This is a genomic window from Sphingomonas sp. CL5.1 (assembly GCF_013344685.1).
Lineage (GTDB): Bacteria > Pseudomonadota > Alphaproteobacteria > Sphingomonadales > Sphingomonadaceae > Sphingomonas.
The window spans coordinates 2,188,742-2,202,318 of record NZ_CP050137.1 but is presented as its reverse complement, the minus strand read 5'-3'; the positions used below and the strand labels follow the sequence as shown (position 1 = coordinate 2,202,318).

At 69.6% G+C, this 13,577-nt stretch carries 12 protein-coding genes and 1 tRNA gene; 8 read left to right on the top strand and 5 right to left on the bottom strand.

The window, feature by feature from the left end; translation table 11 throughout:
* The first annotated feature begins 49 nt into the window (after nt 1-49).
* The 3 genes from F9288_RS10635 to F9288_RS10625 all read left to right on the top strand — a co-directional run bounded on the left by F9288_RS10635 (nt 50) and on the right by F9288_RS10625 (nt 2,302).
* Nucleotides 50-1,345: an FAD-dependent oxidoreductase gene (locus F9288_RS10635; protein WP_174836691.1), complete on the top strand. Its 1,296-nt coding sequence runs from the start codon at nt 50-52 to the stop codon at nt 1,343-1,345.
* Nucleotides 1,346-1,434: 89 nt separating this feature from the next.
* Nucleotides 1,435-1,511, top strand: a tRNA-Pro gene (locus F9288_RS10630).
* 167 nt (nt 1,512-1,678) lie between these two features.
* Nucleotides 1,679-2,302, top strand: a complete 624-nt coding sequence (locus F9288_RS10625; RefSeq protein WP_368076232.1) for a cell wall hydrolase — start codon at nt 1,679-1,681, stop codon at nt 2,300-2,302.
* Nucleotides 2,303-2,307: 5 nt separating this feature from the next.
* On the opposite strand, the gene F9288_RS10620 is transcribed toward F9288_RS10625, so the two are convergent.
* Together F9288_RS10620 and F9288_RS10615 are read right to left on the bottom strand one after the other, a co-directional pair.
* Complete coding sequence (locus tag F9288_RS10620; RefSeq protein ID WP_174836686.1) at nt 2,308-3,264, bottom strand: rhodanese-related sulfurtransferase; 957 nt, start codon at nt 3,262-3,264, stop codon at nt 2,308-2,310.
* 36 nt (nt 3,265-3,300) lie between these two features.
* Nucleotides 3,301-4,527 (bottom strand): amidohydrolase family protein, encoded by a 1,227-nt coding sequence (locus F9288_RS10615; RefSeq protein WP_254621196.1) that lies wholly within the window; start codon nt 4,525-4,527, stop codon nt 3,301-3,303.
* A gap of 173 nt (nt 4,528-4,700) precedes the next feature.
* Here F9288_RS10615 and F9288_RS10610 point away from each other — a divergent pair, with 173 nt between their 5' ends.
* Nucleotides 4,701-6,806, top strand: a complete 2,106-nt coding sequence (locus tag F9288_RS10610) for a penicillin acylase family protein (RefSeq protein ID WP_254621164.1) — start codon at nt 4,701-4,703, stop codon at nt 6,804-6,806.
* A gap of 2 nt (nt 6,807-6,808) precedes the next feature.
* Here F9288_RS10610 and F9288_RS10605 read toward each other — a convergent pair whose 3' ends face one another.
* Together F9288_RS10605 and F9288_RS10600 are read right to left on the bottom strand one after the other, a co-directional pair.
* A complete protein-coding gene (locus tag F9288_RS10605; protein ID WP_254621163.1) occupies nt 6,809-7,819 on the bottom strand; it encodes a WalW protein in 1,011 nt (336 codons plus the stop codon).
* Nucleotides 7,820-7,824: 5 nt separating this feature from the next.
* Nucleotides 7,825-9,519 carry a histidine kinase dimerization/phospho-acceptor domain-containing protein gene (locus F9288_RS10600; RefSeq protein ID WP_254621162.1) on the bottom strand — a complete coding sequence of 565 codons (1,695 nt, stop codon included), beginning with the start codon at nt 9,517-9,519 and terminating at the stop codon, nt 7,825-7,827.
* Nucleotides 9,520-9,698: 179 nt separating this feature from the next.
* Here F9288_RS10600 and F9288_RS10595 point away from each other — a divergent pair, with 179 nt between their 5' ends.
* Nucleotides 9,699-10,160 (top strand): Lrp/AsnC family transcriptional regulator, encoded by a 462-nt coding sequence (locus F9288_RS10595; protein WP_302675326.1) that lies wholly within the window; start codon nt 9,699-9,701, stop codon nt 10,158-10,160.
* Nucleotides 10,161-10,229: 69 nt separating this feature from the next.
* Here the strand turns inward: F9288_RS10595 and F9288_RS10590 are convergent, their stop codons facing one another.
* Nucleotides 10,230-11,507: a tetratricopeptide repeat protein gene (locus F9288_RS10590; protein ID WP_174836680.1), complete on the bottom strand. Its 1,278-nt coding sequence runs from the start codon at nt 11,505-11,507 to the stop codon at nt 10,230-10,232.
* 152 nt (nt 11,508-11,659) lie between these two features.
* Between F9288_RS10590 and yaaA the strand changes: the two genes are divergently transcribed.
* From yaaA to F9288_RS10575, 3 genes are all read left to right on the top strand, one after another.
* Nucleotides 11,660-12,406, top strand: coding sequence for a peroxide stress protein YaaA (gene yaaA, locus F9288_RS10585; RefSeq protein ID WP_174836679.1), 747 nt, complete (start codon nt 11,660-11,662; stop codon nt 12,404-12,406).
* Nucleotides 12,403-13,059, top strand: coding sequence for an SDR family NAD(P)-dependent oxidoreductase (locus F9288_RS10580; protein WP_174836677.1), 657 nt, complete (start codon nt 12,403-12,405; stop codon nt 13,057-13,059). Before yaaA ends, F9288_RS10580 begins: the two co-directional genes overlap by 4 nt.
* Nucleotides 13,060-13,153: 94 nt before the next feature.
* Nucleotides 13,154-13,462 carry a hypothetical protein gene (locus F9288_RS10575; RefSeq protein ID WP_174836675.1) on the top strand — a complete coding sequence of 103 codons (309 nt, stop codon included), beginning with the start codon at nt 13,154-13,156 and terminating at the stop codon, nt 13,460-13,462.
* Nucleotides 13,463-13,577 lie beyond the last annotated feature (115 nt).

Below are 13,577 nucleotides of genomic sequence, written 5' to 3'. Positions count from 1 at the left end.
CCTCACTCGCCAAGCGGTTAGCATCCGGTACAGCAAGGAGAGACGCCATATGCGCCACGTCGCCGTGATCGGTTCGGGGCCTGCGGGCTATTACACCGCCGAGGCCTGCCAGAAGGCGTTCGGAGAAGGCGTGCGCGTCGACATCATCGATCGCCTGCCGGTGCCCTATGGCCTGATCCGCACCGGCGTCGCGCCCGATCACCAGTCGATCAAGGCCGTGTCGAAGCGGTATGAGGCGACCGCGCTCAGCGACAATGTCCGCTTCGTCGGCAATGTGACGGTGGGGCAGGACGTGTCGATCCCCGAGCTGCTCGACCTCTATGACGCGGTGGTGCTGGCGACCGGCGCGCCGCACGATCGCCCGCTCGGCATCCCCGGCGACGATCTTCCCGGCGTGATCGGATCGGCGGCGTTCGTCGGCTGGTATAATGGCCATCCCGATTTCGCGCGCCTCGATCCGCCGCTGGGCGGCCCCGGTGCGGTGATCGTCGGCGCGGGCAACGTCGCGCTCGACGTGGCGCGCATCCTCGCCAAGACGGGCGAGGAGTTCGCCGGCTCGGATATCGTCGGCCATGCGCTCGCCGCGCTGGAACCGCACGGCATCCGCGACATCACCATACTGGCCCGGCGCGGCCCGCACGAGATCGCGATGACCCCGAAGGAACTGGGCGAGCTGGGTCATCTCAGCCGCGCCACCCCGCTGGTCGATCCCGCCGACCTTCCCCCGGCAGATGCCGACGCGGCACTCGATCCCGGGCTGCGCAAGTCGGTCGGCCATCTGCGCGCCTTCGCGGGAAACGCGCCTGCCGCGCCGGTCTCGATTCATTTCGATTTCTTCGCCATGCCGGTCGCGATCGAGGGCGACGGCAAGGTCGAGCGGGTGATCGTCGAGCGCACCCGCCTCGACGATAGCGGCCGCGCGACGGGCACCGGGGAGACCTATGCCATTCCCGCCGGTCTGGTGGTGAGCTGCATCGGCTATCGCACCCCGCCGATCGAGGGTGTGCCCTATGACGCGAAGCTCGGGCGCTTCGCCAATGACGAGGGGCGGATCGCGCCCGGTCTCTATGCGGTCGGCTGGGCGCGGCGCGGGCCGACCGGGACGATCGGCACCAATCGGCCTGACGGTTTCCTGATCGCCGAGCGGATCGGCGCGGACACCGCCGCCGACAGCGCAAAGAAAGGCCGCGCCGGGCTGGACGATCTATTCTCGGCGCGGGGGGTGGATGTCGTCACCTTTCGCGACTGGCAGGGCATCGAGCAGGCCGAGATCGCCAACGCGCGCGACGGCGCGCCGCGCGAAAAATTCACCTCGCTCGATGCGATGCTCGCGGCGCGCAAATAGACCGCTTGCGCGCCACGAAGCCGCTGGCTATAGGCGCGCCTCCAGCGACCGGTAGGCCCCCGAGAAACGGCCGACGACCGGTACTCCGTCGGGGAGTAGCTCAGCCTGGTAGAGCACTGCCTTCGGGAGGCAGGGGCCGGAGGTTCGAATCCTCTCTCCCCGACCATTCCAGCATCAGATCAGGGGACAGCCGCCTTTCCGGCAAACGGGCAGGAGCCGGTTCCCGCTGTGTCATGCCGCGGAGACAATCGCCGCCGAGCGGGGCTGGCCCGCCACCGCTTCAGACGATATCCGCGCGGCATGACGCGGCGGAAGCAGGTACGACGACGGGTCGTGGGGCGAAGGAAACGGCAGGCCACGCCGCTCATCGACTTCCTGATTCCGGGCGGTTTCGCATTATTCGTCCTCATCCTGTGGTTCGCCACGGCGAGCCGGCCCGACAAGCCCGCGCCGAAGAAGCTGACGATGGATGAGGCGCGCGCCGCCAATGCCGCGATCCCGTTCGTCACCGACACGCCGACGCCGGCGAAGCCGTTCCATTTCCATGGCGGCCCCGCCGCGCGTGAGCAGGCGGTGCGATGCCTCGCCACCGCCGCGCTGTACGAGGCGGGCGGTGACCGGCGCGGGCAGCGCGCCGTGATGCAGGTGGTGCTCAACCGCGTCCGGCTTGGCGGCTATCCCGGGACGGTCTGCGGCGTGGTCTATCAGGGCGCGGCGCGGCCGACCGGCTGCCAGTTCTCCTTCACCTGCGACGGCTCGCGGACGCGCCGCCCCGAACGTGCCGGCTGGGCCGCCGCGCGCCGGGCCGCGCAGCGCGCGCTATCCGGCTATGTCTTCCGCCCGGTCGGCACCGCGACCCATTACCATACCGACTGGATCGTGCCCTATTGGATCGGCTCGCTGGACAAGATCGCGCAGGTCGAGAGCCACATCTTCTACCGCCCGCGCCAGCGATAGCCGGGTCAGCCCATCCTCGCGCCGACATGCGGCTCGCCGCGCGCCTCGGCGAAGCGGGTCTGGCGCATCCGCTCGGCATAGCCGGCGCGCTGGCTGTCGCTGCGCTCGGCATGGCAGGCGGGACAGCTCACGCCCTCGACATAGCCCGACGAGGCGCGATCCGCCGAACTCACCGGACGGCGACAGCCACGGCACAGCGCATGGCTGCCGGTTTCCAGACCGTGGACCACCGTCACGCGCTCGTCGAACACGAAGCATTCGCCTTCCCACAGGCTCTCCGCCGCCGGCACGGTTTCGAGATATTTCAGGATGCCGCCCTCGAGGTGATAGACCTCGTCCACCCCTTCCGCCTTCAGGAAGGCGGTGGCCTTCTCGCAGCGGATGCCGCCGGTGCAGAACATCGCGACCTTTGGCGCCGCGCCATCGCCGAGCAAGGCGTCGCGCTGCGCGCGGAACCATGCGGGAAAGTCGCGGAAGGTCGGCGTGCGCGGATCGACCGCGCCGCGGAAGGTGCCGACCGCCACTTCATAATCGTTGCGCGTGTCGATCACGATCGTGTCCGGCGCGGCGATCAACTCGTTCCACGCCTCGGGCGCGACATATTGGCCGACGTCGCCGAGCGGGTCGATGTCCGGCTGGCCCATCGTCACGATCTCGCGCTTGATGCGCACCTTCATGCGATGGAACGGCAGCGCCGCCGCGCGCGAGACTTTCGGCTCCAGCCCGGCGCATCCCGGCAGCGCGCGGATGTGCCGCAGCACCGCCGCGATCGCCGCGTCGCCGCCGGCGATCGTGCCGTTGATCCCTTCGCGCGCGAGCAGCAGCGTGCCCGCCACGTCGAGCGACCGGCAGAGATCGAGCAGCGGCCCCCGGATCGCCACGCAATCCTCGAACGGCGTGAAGCGATAGAGCGCCGCGACACAGATCGGCAGGTCGCGGGAATTGTGGTCTGCTGCTGGCATGGCGGGCGGAGCCATAAAGGCCCCGCCCCGATTCCGCTACTGTCGTGCCGGGCCGGCGACCACCACCCCGCCCTTCATCACCAGCCCGATCCGCCGCACCGCGCCGATATCCGCCGTCGGATCGCCATGCACCGCGACCAGATCGGCCAACATCCCCGGCTTCACCGCGCCCAGCTTCGCGTCCAGCCCGAACCAGCGCGCATTGCCCCAGGTGGCGGCGGTCAGCACCTGCGCCGGGGTCATGCCGCCCGCCACCATCAGCTCCATCTCGCGCGCATTCTCGCCATGCGCGAACACGCCGACATCGCCGCCCATGCACATGCGCACGCCCGCCCTGAGCGCGAGCCGGAACGCCTCGCGGGCGAGCTTCACGCTGGCCGGCGCCGGCTCGGCCCCGTTCCAGCCGCGATAGCGCGCGACCGAATCCGAGGCGGCGAGCGTCGGGCAATAAGCGATGCCCTTCGCCGCCATCGCGGCGAAGATCTCCGGCGTGCCGCCATAGCCGTGCTCGATCGTATCGACCCCGGCGGCGATCGAGCGGCGCATCCCCTCGGCGGTCGCGGCATGGATCGCCACCGGCCGCCCGGCGTCATGCGCCGCCGCGACCGCCGCCCTGATCTCCTCCGCGCTCAGCGTCGCGCGGCTGTCCTCGCCGGGCCGCCAGCGATAATCGGCATAGAGCTTCACCCAATCCGCGCCCGCCGCGATCTGCCGCCGCACCTCCGCCACGACCTGATCCGCCCCGGAGGCTTCCGCCGCGCCCTGCGGGATCGCGACGCCCGGCTCGAACCCCTTCGGCCCGTAAGCGCCGAGCGCGACGATCGCCTTCGTCGCCACCGACAGCCGGGGGCCGGGCACGATCCCCTGCTCGATCGCCTGCTTAAGCCCGACATCGGCATAGCCGGCGCCCTCCGTGCCGAGATCGCGCTCACTGGTGAAGCCGGCGAGCAGGGTCGCGCGCGCCTGCGCCACGGCGCGCGCGGTGCGCAGCGCCAGCGGCTCGTGCAGCACCTGATCGTCCCAGCTCGTCTGGTTATAGGGATGGAGGAACAGATGGCCGTGCCCCTCGATCATCCCCGGCATCAGCGTGTCGCCGGGCAGCGCCAGCACCTCGGCATCCGCCGGCGCGGCGAGATCGGGGCCGACCGCGACGATCGTCTCCCCCCGCACCAGCACCTGCCAGCCGGGATGGCGCTTGCCGTCGACCGGATCGAACACCGCATCGGGCTTGATGAGCACCGCCGCGCCGGAGCCTTCGGCCATCGCGTTCGCGCCGGCCGATCCGAGCAGCGCCGCCATCATCAGCGCGATCAGGCGCATGGTCTTTCCCCCGTTATTTCGTTACCCGTTCGCGCATGGATATAAGCCTTCGTCCCCTGCTCCTAGCCCCGCTTCTGCTCTCGCTGACCGCCGCCACCACTCCCGTGGACGCGGACATGGCGCGCTGGCGGGCCGAAGCGGCGCGGGTGACGATCACGCGCGACGACTGGGGCATCCCGCACATCCACGGCGAGAGCGACGCCGACGCGGTGTTCGGCATGATCTACGCGCAGGCGGAGGACGATTTCCCGCGCGTCGAGGCGAATTATCTCACCGCGCTCGGCCGCAGCGCGGAGGCCGATGGCGAGGAGGCGATCTGGGCCGATCTGCGCCAGCGGCTGTGGGTCGATCCGGCGGCGCTGAAGCGCGACTATGCCGCCAGCCCGGCGTGGCTGCGCGCGCTGATGGACGCCTGGGCCGACGGGCTGAACTATTATCTCGCGACGCACCCGCAAGTCCGCCCGAAGGTGCTCACCCGGTTCGAGCCGTGGATGGCGCTGTCCTTCACCGAAGGCAGCATCGGCGGCGATATCGAACGGGTCTCGCTCAGCGAACTGAAAACCTTCTACGGCGACCCGACCCCGCCGACGCCGGAGGAGAACGGCAGCGTGCCGCGCGAGCCTTCGGGATCGAACGGCATCGCCATCGCGCCGAAGGTCACCGCGAACGGCCATGCGCTGCTGCTCATCAACCCGCACACCAGCTTCTATTTCCGCTCCGAAGCGCAGATGACGAGCGACGCCGGGCTGGACGCCTATGGCGCGAGCACCTGGGGCCAGTTCTTCATCTATCAGGGCTTCAACGCAAAAGCGGGGTGGATGCACACCTCCTCCACCGTCGATAATGTCGACGAGTTCGCGGAGAAGGTGCGCAAGGCGGGGGACGGCTACGTCTATGCCTATGGCGCCGCCAGCCGCGCGGTGAAAAGCGAGCGGGTGACGCTGCGCTACCGCCGCGCGGACGGCTCGATCGGCGAGCGCGGCTTCACCATCTGGCGCACCCATCACGGCCCGATCGTCGCCACGCGCGGCGGGCGGTGGATCGCCACCGCGTTGATGTGGAAACCGGTGCCGGCGCTTGAGCAGAGCTACCTGCGCACGAAAGCGACCGATCTCGCGAGCTTCATGCGGATCGCCGAGCGCAAGGCCAATTCCTCCAACGACACATTGTTCGCGGACAGCAAGGGCGAGATCGCCTTCCTGATGCCGCAGTTCATGCCGCTGCGCGACAATCGCTTCGACTACACCCGCTCGGTGGACGGCAGCGATCCCGCGACCGACTGGAAGGGGCTGCACGCGCTCCCTTCCTTGCCCAACGTGCTCAATCCCGGCACCGGCTGGGTGAAGAACACCAACGACTGGCCGTGGAGCGCGGCCGGGGCGGACAGCCCGAAGGTAGCGGATTTCCCGCGCTACATGGACCAGACCGGCGGCAATGCGCGCGGCGCCCATGCCGACCTGCTGCTAACCGGCAAGAGCGGCTGGACGGCGGCGAAGCTGCGCGACGCGGCGTTCGACAGCTACCTCCCCGCCTTCGCGAAGCTGATCCCGCAACTGGTCGCGGCATGGGATGCGCTCCCCGCCGCCGATCCGCGCCGCGCGCGCCTTGCCGGGCCAATCGCGCTGCTGCGCGGCTGGGACTATCGCTGGGGCTATGATTCCACCGCGACCAGCCTCGCGGTGTTCTGGGGCGATCACCTGTGGCGCGAAGTCGGCAGCTTCGCGCAGGTCGAGCGGATGAACGTTCCCGATTATATCGCAATGAAGGTTTCGCCCGACGTGCGGCTCGATGCGCTGGCGGCGGCGGTGGCGCGGCTGACCGGCGATTTCGGCGGCTGGCGGATCAAATGGCGCGAGATCAACCGTTTCCAGCGGCTCGATGACGCGATCAATTCGCATTTCGACGATAGCGCGCCGTCGATCGCGGTTCCCTTCACCTCCGCGCAATGGGGCAGCCTCGCCTCGTTCGGGGCGAAGCCGTGGCCGGGGACGAAGCGTTATTACGGCACCAGCGGCAACAGCTTCGTCGCGATCGTCGAGTTCGGCCCGCGCGTGAAGGCGACGGCGGTGATGGCCGGCGGCCAAAGCGGCGATCCCAGATCGCCGCATTTCGCGGACCAGATCCAGCGTTATGCCGACGGGCAGCTACGCCCGGTCTATTTCCATCCCGACGAATTGAAGGGGCATGTCGAGCGGCAATACCGCCCCGGCGAGCGGCGCTGACCTCACCCGGCGGCGGCGAGCAGATCGGCGAGCGATGCCGGCCCGACGCCGCGCCGGGCGAGCTCTCCCAGCACGCGATCCCACCAGCGCCAGAAGAGCGCGAGATCGGCGGCATCGCGGACATAAGGCGTATTGCCAGGCACCAGCGATGGCGAGTGGAAGGCGAAGTTGAGCACCTCCGCCCCCTCCCCCAGCGCAACCGCGATCGCCTCCAGCGCCTCCGCGACGGGCACGCCCTCCGGCGTCAACGGCACGCGCGAGAGCAGGCGCGCGCGGGCGCAGATCCCGAGCGCGCGCGGGATCGCACCGAGCCGGGCGTGGAGCCGCGCGCCGTGGCGGCGCAGCGCGCCGGTGAAGACGGTCGAGAGCGGCAATTCGACCAGCCCGGCCTCGCGCCATGCCGCGCCGCCCAATAAGGTGAAATCCGGCCCACCCTGCGCGCGATAGTCGAAGCCGGGACGCATCGAGCTGTCGAGGCGATAGCCGTGCCGCGCCAGCAGCGCGAGCATCTCCGGCGATACGCCGTAGCGGCCGGCGCGGAACGCGATCGGCCGCGCGCCGAACCTCGCCGCGATCGTGTCGGTCAGCGCGACGAGCTTCGCCTCCAGCAGCGCGGACGGCAGGTTGCCGGCGAAGGAAGCAGCCGGTGACAGCGGCTCCTCGAACGGCGGGTTGACCCAGGGATGAAGCTGCGCACCGATCGCGGCGCGCAGATCGGCGGCGACCACCGCGCGCAGCAGGTCGACTGCGGCCGGATCGGCGGCGACCGGGTGATCGATGAAGAAGGTGAGCGCCGCCCCCCCGTCCGACAGGCGGCGATGCGCCCCGGGCAAGGCGGCCAGCGCGGTCACATCCCGCGCCGCGCGCGCAAATGGCGCGGACCAGTCGAACTCTTCCTCGGTATCGACGAAAATCGTGTAGCGCGGGCCGAAATCCGCCGGCCAGCGCACCAATGCTGCGGCATCGGGCGGCGGCACGCGCCAGCGTTGCGGGACGATCGCGGGCGCCGTCACCGTCGTCAGTTCGTCGATGCCTGCCCCATGTCGCCGATCAGGCCCGTCGGCAGGCGGAGAGTCAAGCGCTCCGCCCCAATCACCAGCGCGCCGCGCAATTCGGTCGCCAGGTTGCGCGCCAGCCGGATCGCGAAGCCGGTGCCGAGCAGCGGCGCGCCCGGCATCTCCACCTCACGCTCGGCGTCGAGCGTCAGCAGCGTCGCCTCCGGCACGGCGGCGAGCGCGCGCGGGCGGGTGATGTCGATCGCCACCACCGTCTCCTCCGCGCGCGCGGCGATCGCCAGCTTCTCGTCTTGCGCGGCGCTGGCGACGAGCGCGGCGACCAGCCGGCCGATCAGCCGCTCCGCGATCCGCGCGTCGCACGCGAGCGCGATATCCGGCGACACCGGCGCAAGGTCGATCGCGCAGCCGCGCAGCCGCACCAGCGGTGCGAGATCGTCCAGCGTGCGCGACAGCAGCGGGGCAAGCGCCACATTGTCCTCGCGCAGGTCCAGCGCGTCACCCTCGATCCGCGCGGCCAGCTCCAGATCCTCGATCGCCGCGACGAGATCGCCGGCATGGCCCCGGATCGTCGCCGCACGCTGGCGATAGACTTCCGGCACGGGGCCGAGCATCGCCGTCTCGATCAGTTCGGAGAAACCGGCGATCGCATTGGTCGGCGTGCGCAATTCATGCACCAGCCGCCGCAATCCCTCGACGCCGCCCGATTCGGTGCCGCGCCCGATCGCGCCCTCGTCGACGCGCGGGCGCCGCGCGCCGCCCCGGAAGCCGATGAAGCGGCCGGTCGCGGGATCGAACATTGGCACGCCGGAAATGCGCCAGTCGCCGGCCAGCGCAGATCGCCCGCCGATGCTGAGCCGCGCGTCGCGGAATGCGGTGCGGTGGCGGAACGCCCCGCTCGCCACGCCGTCGACCTGCGGCTGGCCATCCGCGCCAGGGAGCAGGAAGCCGATCCCGATCACCGCCGCGCGCGGCGCCGCGTCGATCCAGCGGATCACCCCGGTCGAATCGGTTTCGAAGCTGAAACGGTCGATCGCGCGGTCCTCATCCGCCTCCTCGCGGCTCGCCAGCGGCTGCTCGCGATGCTGCTGGCGGAACGCCGCGATGCGATCGACCAGCGCCGCGATCTCGAAGCCGCCGCCGGGCGCCGCAGCAGGCTCGTCGTCGAGCACATCGGCGACCGGATCGGAGACCAGCGCGACGACGGGCGACGGCGCCTCCGCAACGGTCGGCTCGACCTCCGGCGTCGCGATCTCCGCGCCGTCATAGCCGAGCGCGAAATCCGTCGCGCCGAAGCTCTCCAGCGCGCGGCCCACATCGGCGCCGAGATCGTCGCGATGACGCAGCACGGCGCGCCCGGTGGGGCCGAGCGCGGGGAGCAGGGAGCGCCATTCGGCATCGCCGAGCCGCGCCGCGCGCAACACGGGCGCGGCCACCGCCGGCTCGTCCTCCGCGAAGATCGCGACCAGCCCGGCCGAGGGAGTCGCCAGCGCCAGCGCGCGCGCGGTGGCGGCGCGCACCGCCACCGGGACGCGCCCGCGCAAGCCGCGCAGGTGATCGAGCACCTCGCCGCTTTCCTCGATTCGCCCGCGCGCGAGAAGGTCCGCGATCTGCCGGAAAGCCGCCTGCGCGCCGAACGGCGTGGAGGCGTCCGCGGCGAGAACGGTCTTCAGGCTGTCGTCGAATCGCACCGCTGTCATCCTTGCCGGCGGGCGACTTTTCCGTCGCCGGGGATCGCCTGATTAATCCTCATCCCGTCTTCGCGAAACAGTAGATTTTGGCACGTCGCAATGTGGGACAATTGCGTTTGCGCGCAATATTCCTATGGATACCTCAACCAAATCGCCATGAACGTGCGTGGCGACAGGCGGAGAATGACGTGCTCGATCGGATCGACAGGCAGATACTGGCTTATCTTCAGGAAGACGGGCGGATGACCAACGTCGAGCTCGCCGATCGCGTCGGCCTCACCGCGCCGCCATGCCTGCGGCGGGTCCGCGCGCTGGAGCAGGCCGGGGTGATCCGCGGCTACCACGCTGATTGCGATCCCGCGCAACTGGGTTTCCCGATCACCGTGTTCGCGATGGTCAGCCTCAGGAGCCAGGCGGAAGCCGACCTCGCCGCGTTCGAGGCGCATGTCGCCGCGCTGCCCGAGGTGCGCGAATGCCATATGCTGAACGGCGAGATCGATTTCGTGCTGAAGATCGTCGCCACCGATCTGGAGAGCTTCCAGCGCTTCCTGACGACCCACCTCACCACCGCGCCGAACGTCGCCAGCGTCAAATCCTCGCTGACGATCCGCAGCGCCAAGTCCGCCTCGGGCGTGCCGATCGTCGACTGAGGTTCGCGGCGGCGGGCAACAAAAAGGGCGGCGCGACGGCCGCCCTTTCGTTTTCGCCCGTCGCGTCGGTCAGGCCGCCGGGGTGGACAGCGCCGTGAGCCAGAAGGAGGCGATGTCGGCGCGCGGCGCGCCCTTCACCGCTTCGAACGCCGCCTTGGCGCCGGCGGTATCGCCGGAATTGGCGAGCGCGATGCCGAGGTGGGTGTTGACCGCATCGGCGTCCACGCCGCCCTTCTGCAGCGCGACCTTATAAAGCTCGATCGCCTTGGCGTAATTTCCCGCGCCGAGATGCGCGTCGGCGGTGCCGGCGGCGAGCTTGCCGTTGGCGGCGGCCTTCGACTTGGCGTCGAGCGGATCGAGCGAGCCTTCGTTCGCGATCGACTGCTTGGCGACGCGATAGAGATCGTTCGCCGTGACCGAATCCGCCGGCAGCTTGCCCGCCGCGCGGCCTTCGTCGATCACCGACTTGCCCTCGTTCGGCAGGCCGAGATCGATCGCATATTGCGCGTAGATCTCGTAATCGAACTGGTCTGCCAGCGCCTTCTCGCGGCGGAGCAGGCGGAACAGGTCGACCTTCTGCGCCTTGTCGAGCGTCACGGCGCTGCCCTGCTGGATGCCATAGACGAACACGATGTCGCGCCAGTTCTTCGCGCTCGGATAAGCGGTGATATAGCGCTTCATCCAGCCGATCGAATCCGGGATCAGGCGCTTCTGCAGCGTCTTGGCCATGGCATAGCGATAGAGCTGCTCGTCCGGTTTCTGGCCGGCGGCGATCTGCGCGTCGATCGCCTTCTGGAGATCGGCGGAGCCGCCGGCGATGTCGCCGCTCTCCATCTTGATCTTCACCATCTGGAGCGGAAGGTTGGGATCGCTGTAGCCGAGTTGCTGCGCGCGCTGGAAGAAGGCGATCGCCTCCTGCGGCTGCTTGGCGTTGGCGGCGATGATGCCGCGCTGATAGTTGAAGCGCGCCTGATCGGCCTGCGGCGTGCGCGGGTTGGCGATCAGCGCGTCGAGCGGGCCCTTGATCTTGTTGTCGTCGATCTGCCCGCTGGGTGACTGGCCGACCGCGAGCTGGAGCTCGAACACGGAGGCGATATATTTGTCGTCATCGGTCTTGGCGGCGGCGGAGACCTGCTGCACCAGCGGCGCGGCGGTGGCGTAGTCCTTCGCCTGGATCGCGGCCTGCGCCTTGGCGGCGAGCGGCTGGACGTCCTTGCTGAGCTTCAGCGGCGGCGTCTTGGATTCCTCCGCCTTCTTTTCCTTGGCGGCGGCCGGCGTCACGAGCGCGATGCCGCCTGCGCCGGAAAGGAGGGCGGCGGCGATCGCGGCCCGGTAGATGCTTTTCATCGCGTTATTCTCTCCGTTCTGGAAGGCGCGCGGGCGCCTCCGCGCCGCTCTACCTTCCTGCCCCTGCAGGTTCAAGAAACCCGGTGTTCCCTGACGTCAATCCGCTGAACATGGATTGAACGCCTTCGGTTCCCCCGATAGGCGCTGGCGCCATGATCGCCGTGATTTCCCCCGCCAAGACGCTGGACTATGCAACGCCCCTGCCCGCAATGGCGACCACCGCGCCGCGTTTCGCGGGGGAGGCGGCGACGCTGGCGAAGGCGGCGGCGAGGATGTCGCGCAGGCGGCTCGGCGAACTGATGCACATCTCGGACAAGCTCGCCACGCTGAATGCGGAGCGCTTCCGCGCCTTTGAAACGCTGCCCGAGCGGCCGGCGATCCGCGCCTTCGCCGGCGACGTCTATACCGGGCTGGAAGCCGCGACGCTGGACGAGGCGGCGATCGACTTCGCGCAGGATCATCTCAGGATGCTGTCCGGGCTATACGGCCTGCTGCGACCGCTCGACCGGATGCGCCCCTATCGGCTGGAGATGGGCACGCGCTGGTCGCCGCGTCGCAAGAAGCTGACCGACTGGTGGGGCAGGCGCATCGCCGACGCGCTGGCGGGCGATATCGCGGCGGAGGGATCGGCGGTGCTGCTCAACCTCGCCAGCCAGGAATATTGGGCGGCGGTGGACGGGCTGTTGCCGGACGGCATCCGCGTCATCAATGTCGATTTCCGCGAGGCGAACGACCGCTTCATCAGCTTCCACGCGAAGAAGGCGCGCGGCATGATGGCCCGCTGGCTGGTCGAGCATCGCATCGCGGACGCGGACGCGATGCGCGGGTTCGACAGCGACGGCTACGCCTTCGACGCCGCTGCGAGCGAGCGCGACAGCTGGACCTTCCGCCGGCGATGAGCGCGGTCGTCATCGGCGCATCCGGCGGGATCGGCGGCGCGCTGGCCGACGCGCTGGAGGAGGAAGGAGAGATCGTCCTCCGCCTCTCGCGCCCCGAAATCGACGTGACCGACGAGGTGACGATCGCCGCGGCGGCCGCACGCGCCGGTTCGCCGGAACTGGTGATCGTCGCGACCGGCATTCTGCACGAGGACGGGCGCGGCCCGGAAAAGGCGCCGGGCGATCTCGATCCGGCGTGGCTCGCGCGGCAATATACCGTCAACGCAATCGGCCCGGCGCTGGTCGCGAAGCATTTCCTGCCGGTCATGCCCAGGGCGGGGCGCAGCATCCTCGCGATATTGTCCGCGCGGGTCGGCAGCATTTCGGACAACCGGCTGGGCGGCTGGCACGGCTATCGCGCATCCAAGGCGGCGCTCAACCAGCTCGTCCGCACGCTGGCGATCGAGGACCGGCGGCGCAACGATCGCGGCATCGTCGTCGCGCTGCATCCCGGCACGGTCGATACGCGGCTGTCGCGCCCTTACCTGCAATCCGGCCGCGACATCCTCGCCGCCGACCGTGCCGCCGTGCAGTTGCTCGACGTCATCGACGGTCTCGCGCCGAAGGACAGCGGACGGCTGTTCTCTTGGGACGGGACGGAAATCGCTCCCTGACGGATATTTAATCTTCGCGTCACGCCGCAGCGATTCTTTCTCGTGCATTACAGGCTCCGACGCCGACAGACGTCGCACGAAACGGAGTGATGCAATGATGAAGTCCGCGATCCTCGCCGCCATTTCCGCCGCCGCGCTCGCTTCGGGCGGGATGGCCTATGCGCAGGCCCCGGCCGCGAAGGCGACCACCGCCGCCAAGACCACCGTCGCGACCAAGACCACCACCGTCACGAAGCCGGCGGCGACCACCGCCAGGGCCACCGTCGCCAGGACGACGCATGTCGCGCGCAAGGCGACCACCACGCCAGCCGGCCGCATGGTCACCACCAAGACCTCGACCGGCAAGACCATCACCTACAATTGCTCGAAGACGGGCAACGCCAACAAGAAGGCGTGCAAATAATCCTCATCTGATCCCCCGAGCCTTCGGGGTCGCCACGCCACCCCCACGCGCGCATACGCGGGCGCGGGGGTGGTCAGCGCTTTCGCGGTCGGCTAGGGTTCGTCATCGAAACGAC

Coding starts and splice junctions, on each gene's coding strand:
- F9288_RS10635 (WP_174836691.1), top strand. CDS start 50: ATGCGCCACGTCGCCGTGATCGGTTCGGGGCCTGCGGGCTATTACACC.
- F9288_RS10620 (WP_174836686.1), bottom strand. CDS start 3,264: ATGCCAGCAGCAGACCACAATTCCCGCGACCTGCCGATCTGTGTCGCG.
- F9288_RS10615 (WP_254621196.1), bottom strand. CDS start 4,527: ATGGCCGAAGGCTCCGGCGCGGCGGTGCTCATCAAGCCCGATGCGGTG.
- F9288_RS10610 (WP_254621164.1), top strand. CDS start 4,701: ATGGCGCGCTGGCGGGCCGAAGCGGCGCGGGTGACGATCACGCGCGAC.
- F9288_RS10600 (WP_254621162.1), bottom strand. CDS start 9,519: ATGACAGCGGTGCGATTCGACGACAGCCTGAAGACCGTTCTCGCCGCG.
- F9288_RS10590 (WP_174836680.1), bottom strand. CDS start 11,507: ATGAAAAGCATCTACCGGGCCGCGATCGCCGCCGCCCTCCTTTCCGGC.
- yaaA (WP_174836679.1), top strand. CDS start 11,660: ATGATCGCCGTGATTTCCCCCGCCAAGACGCTGGACTATGCAACGCCC.
- F9288_RS10580 (WP_174836677.1), top strand. CDS start 12,403: ATGAGCGCGGTCGTCATCGGCGCATCCGGCGGGATCGGCGGCGCGCTG.
- F9288_RS10575 (WP_174836675.1), top strand. CDS start 13,154: ATGATGAAGTCCGCGATCCTCGCCGCCATTTCCGCCGCCGCGCTCGCT.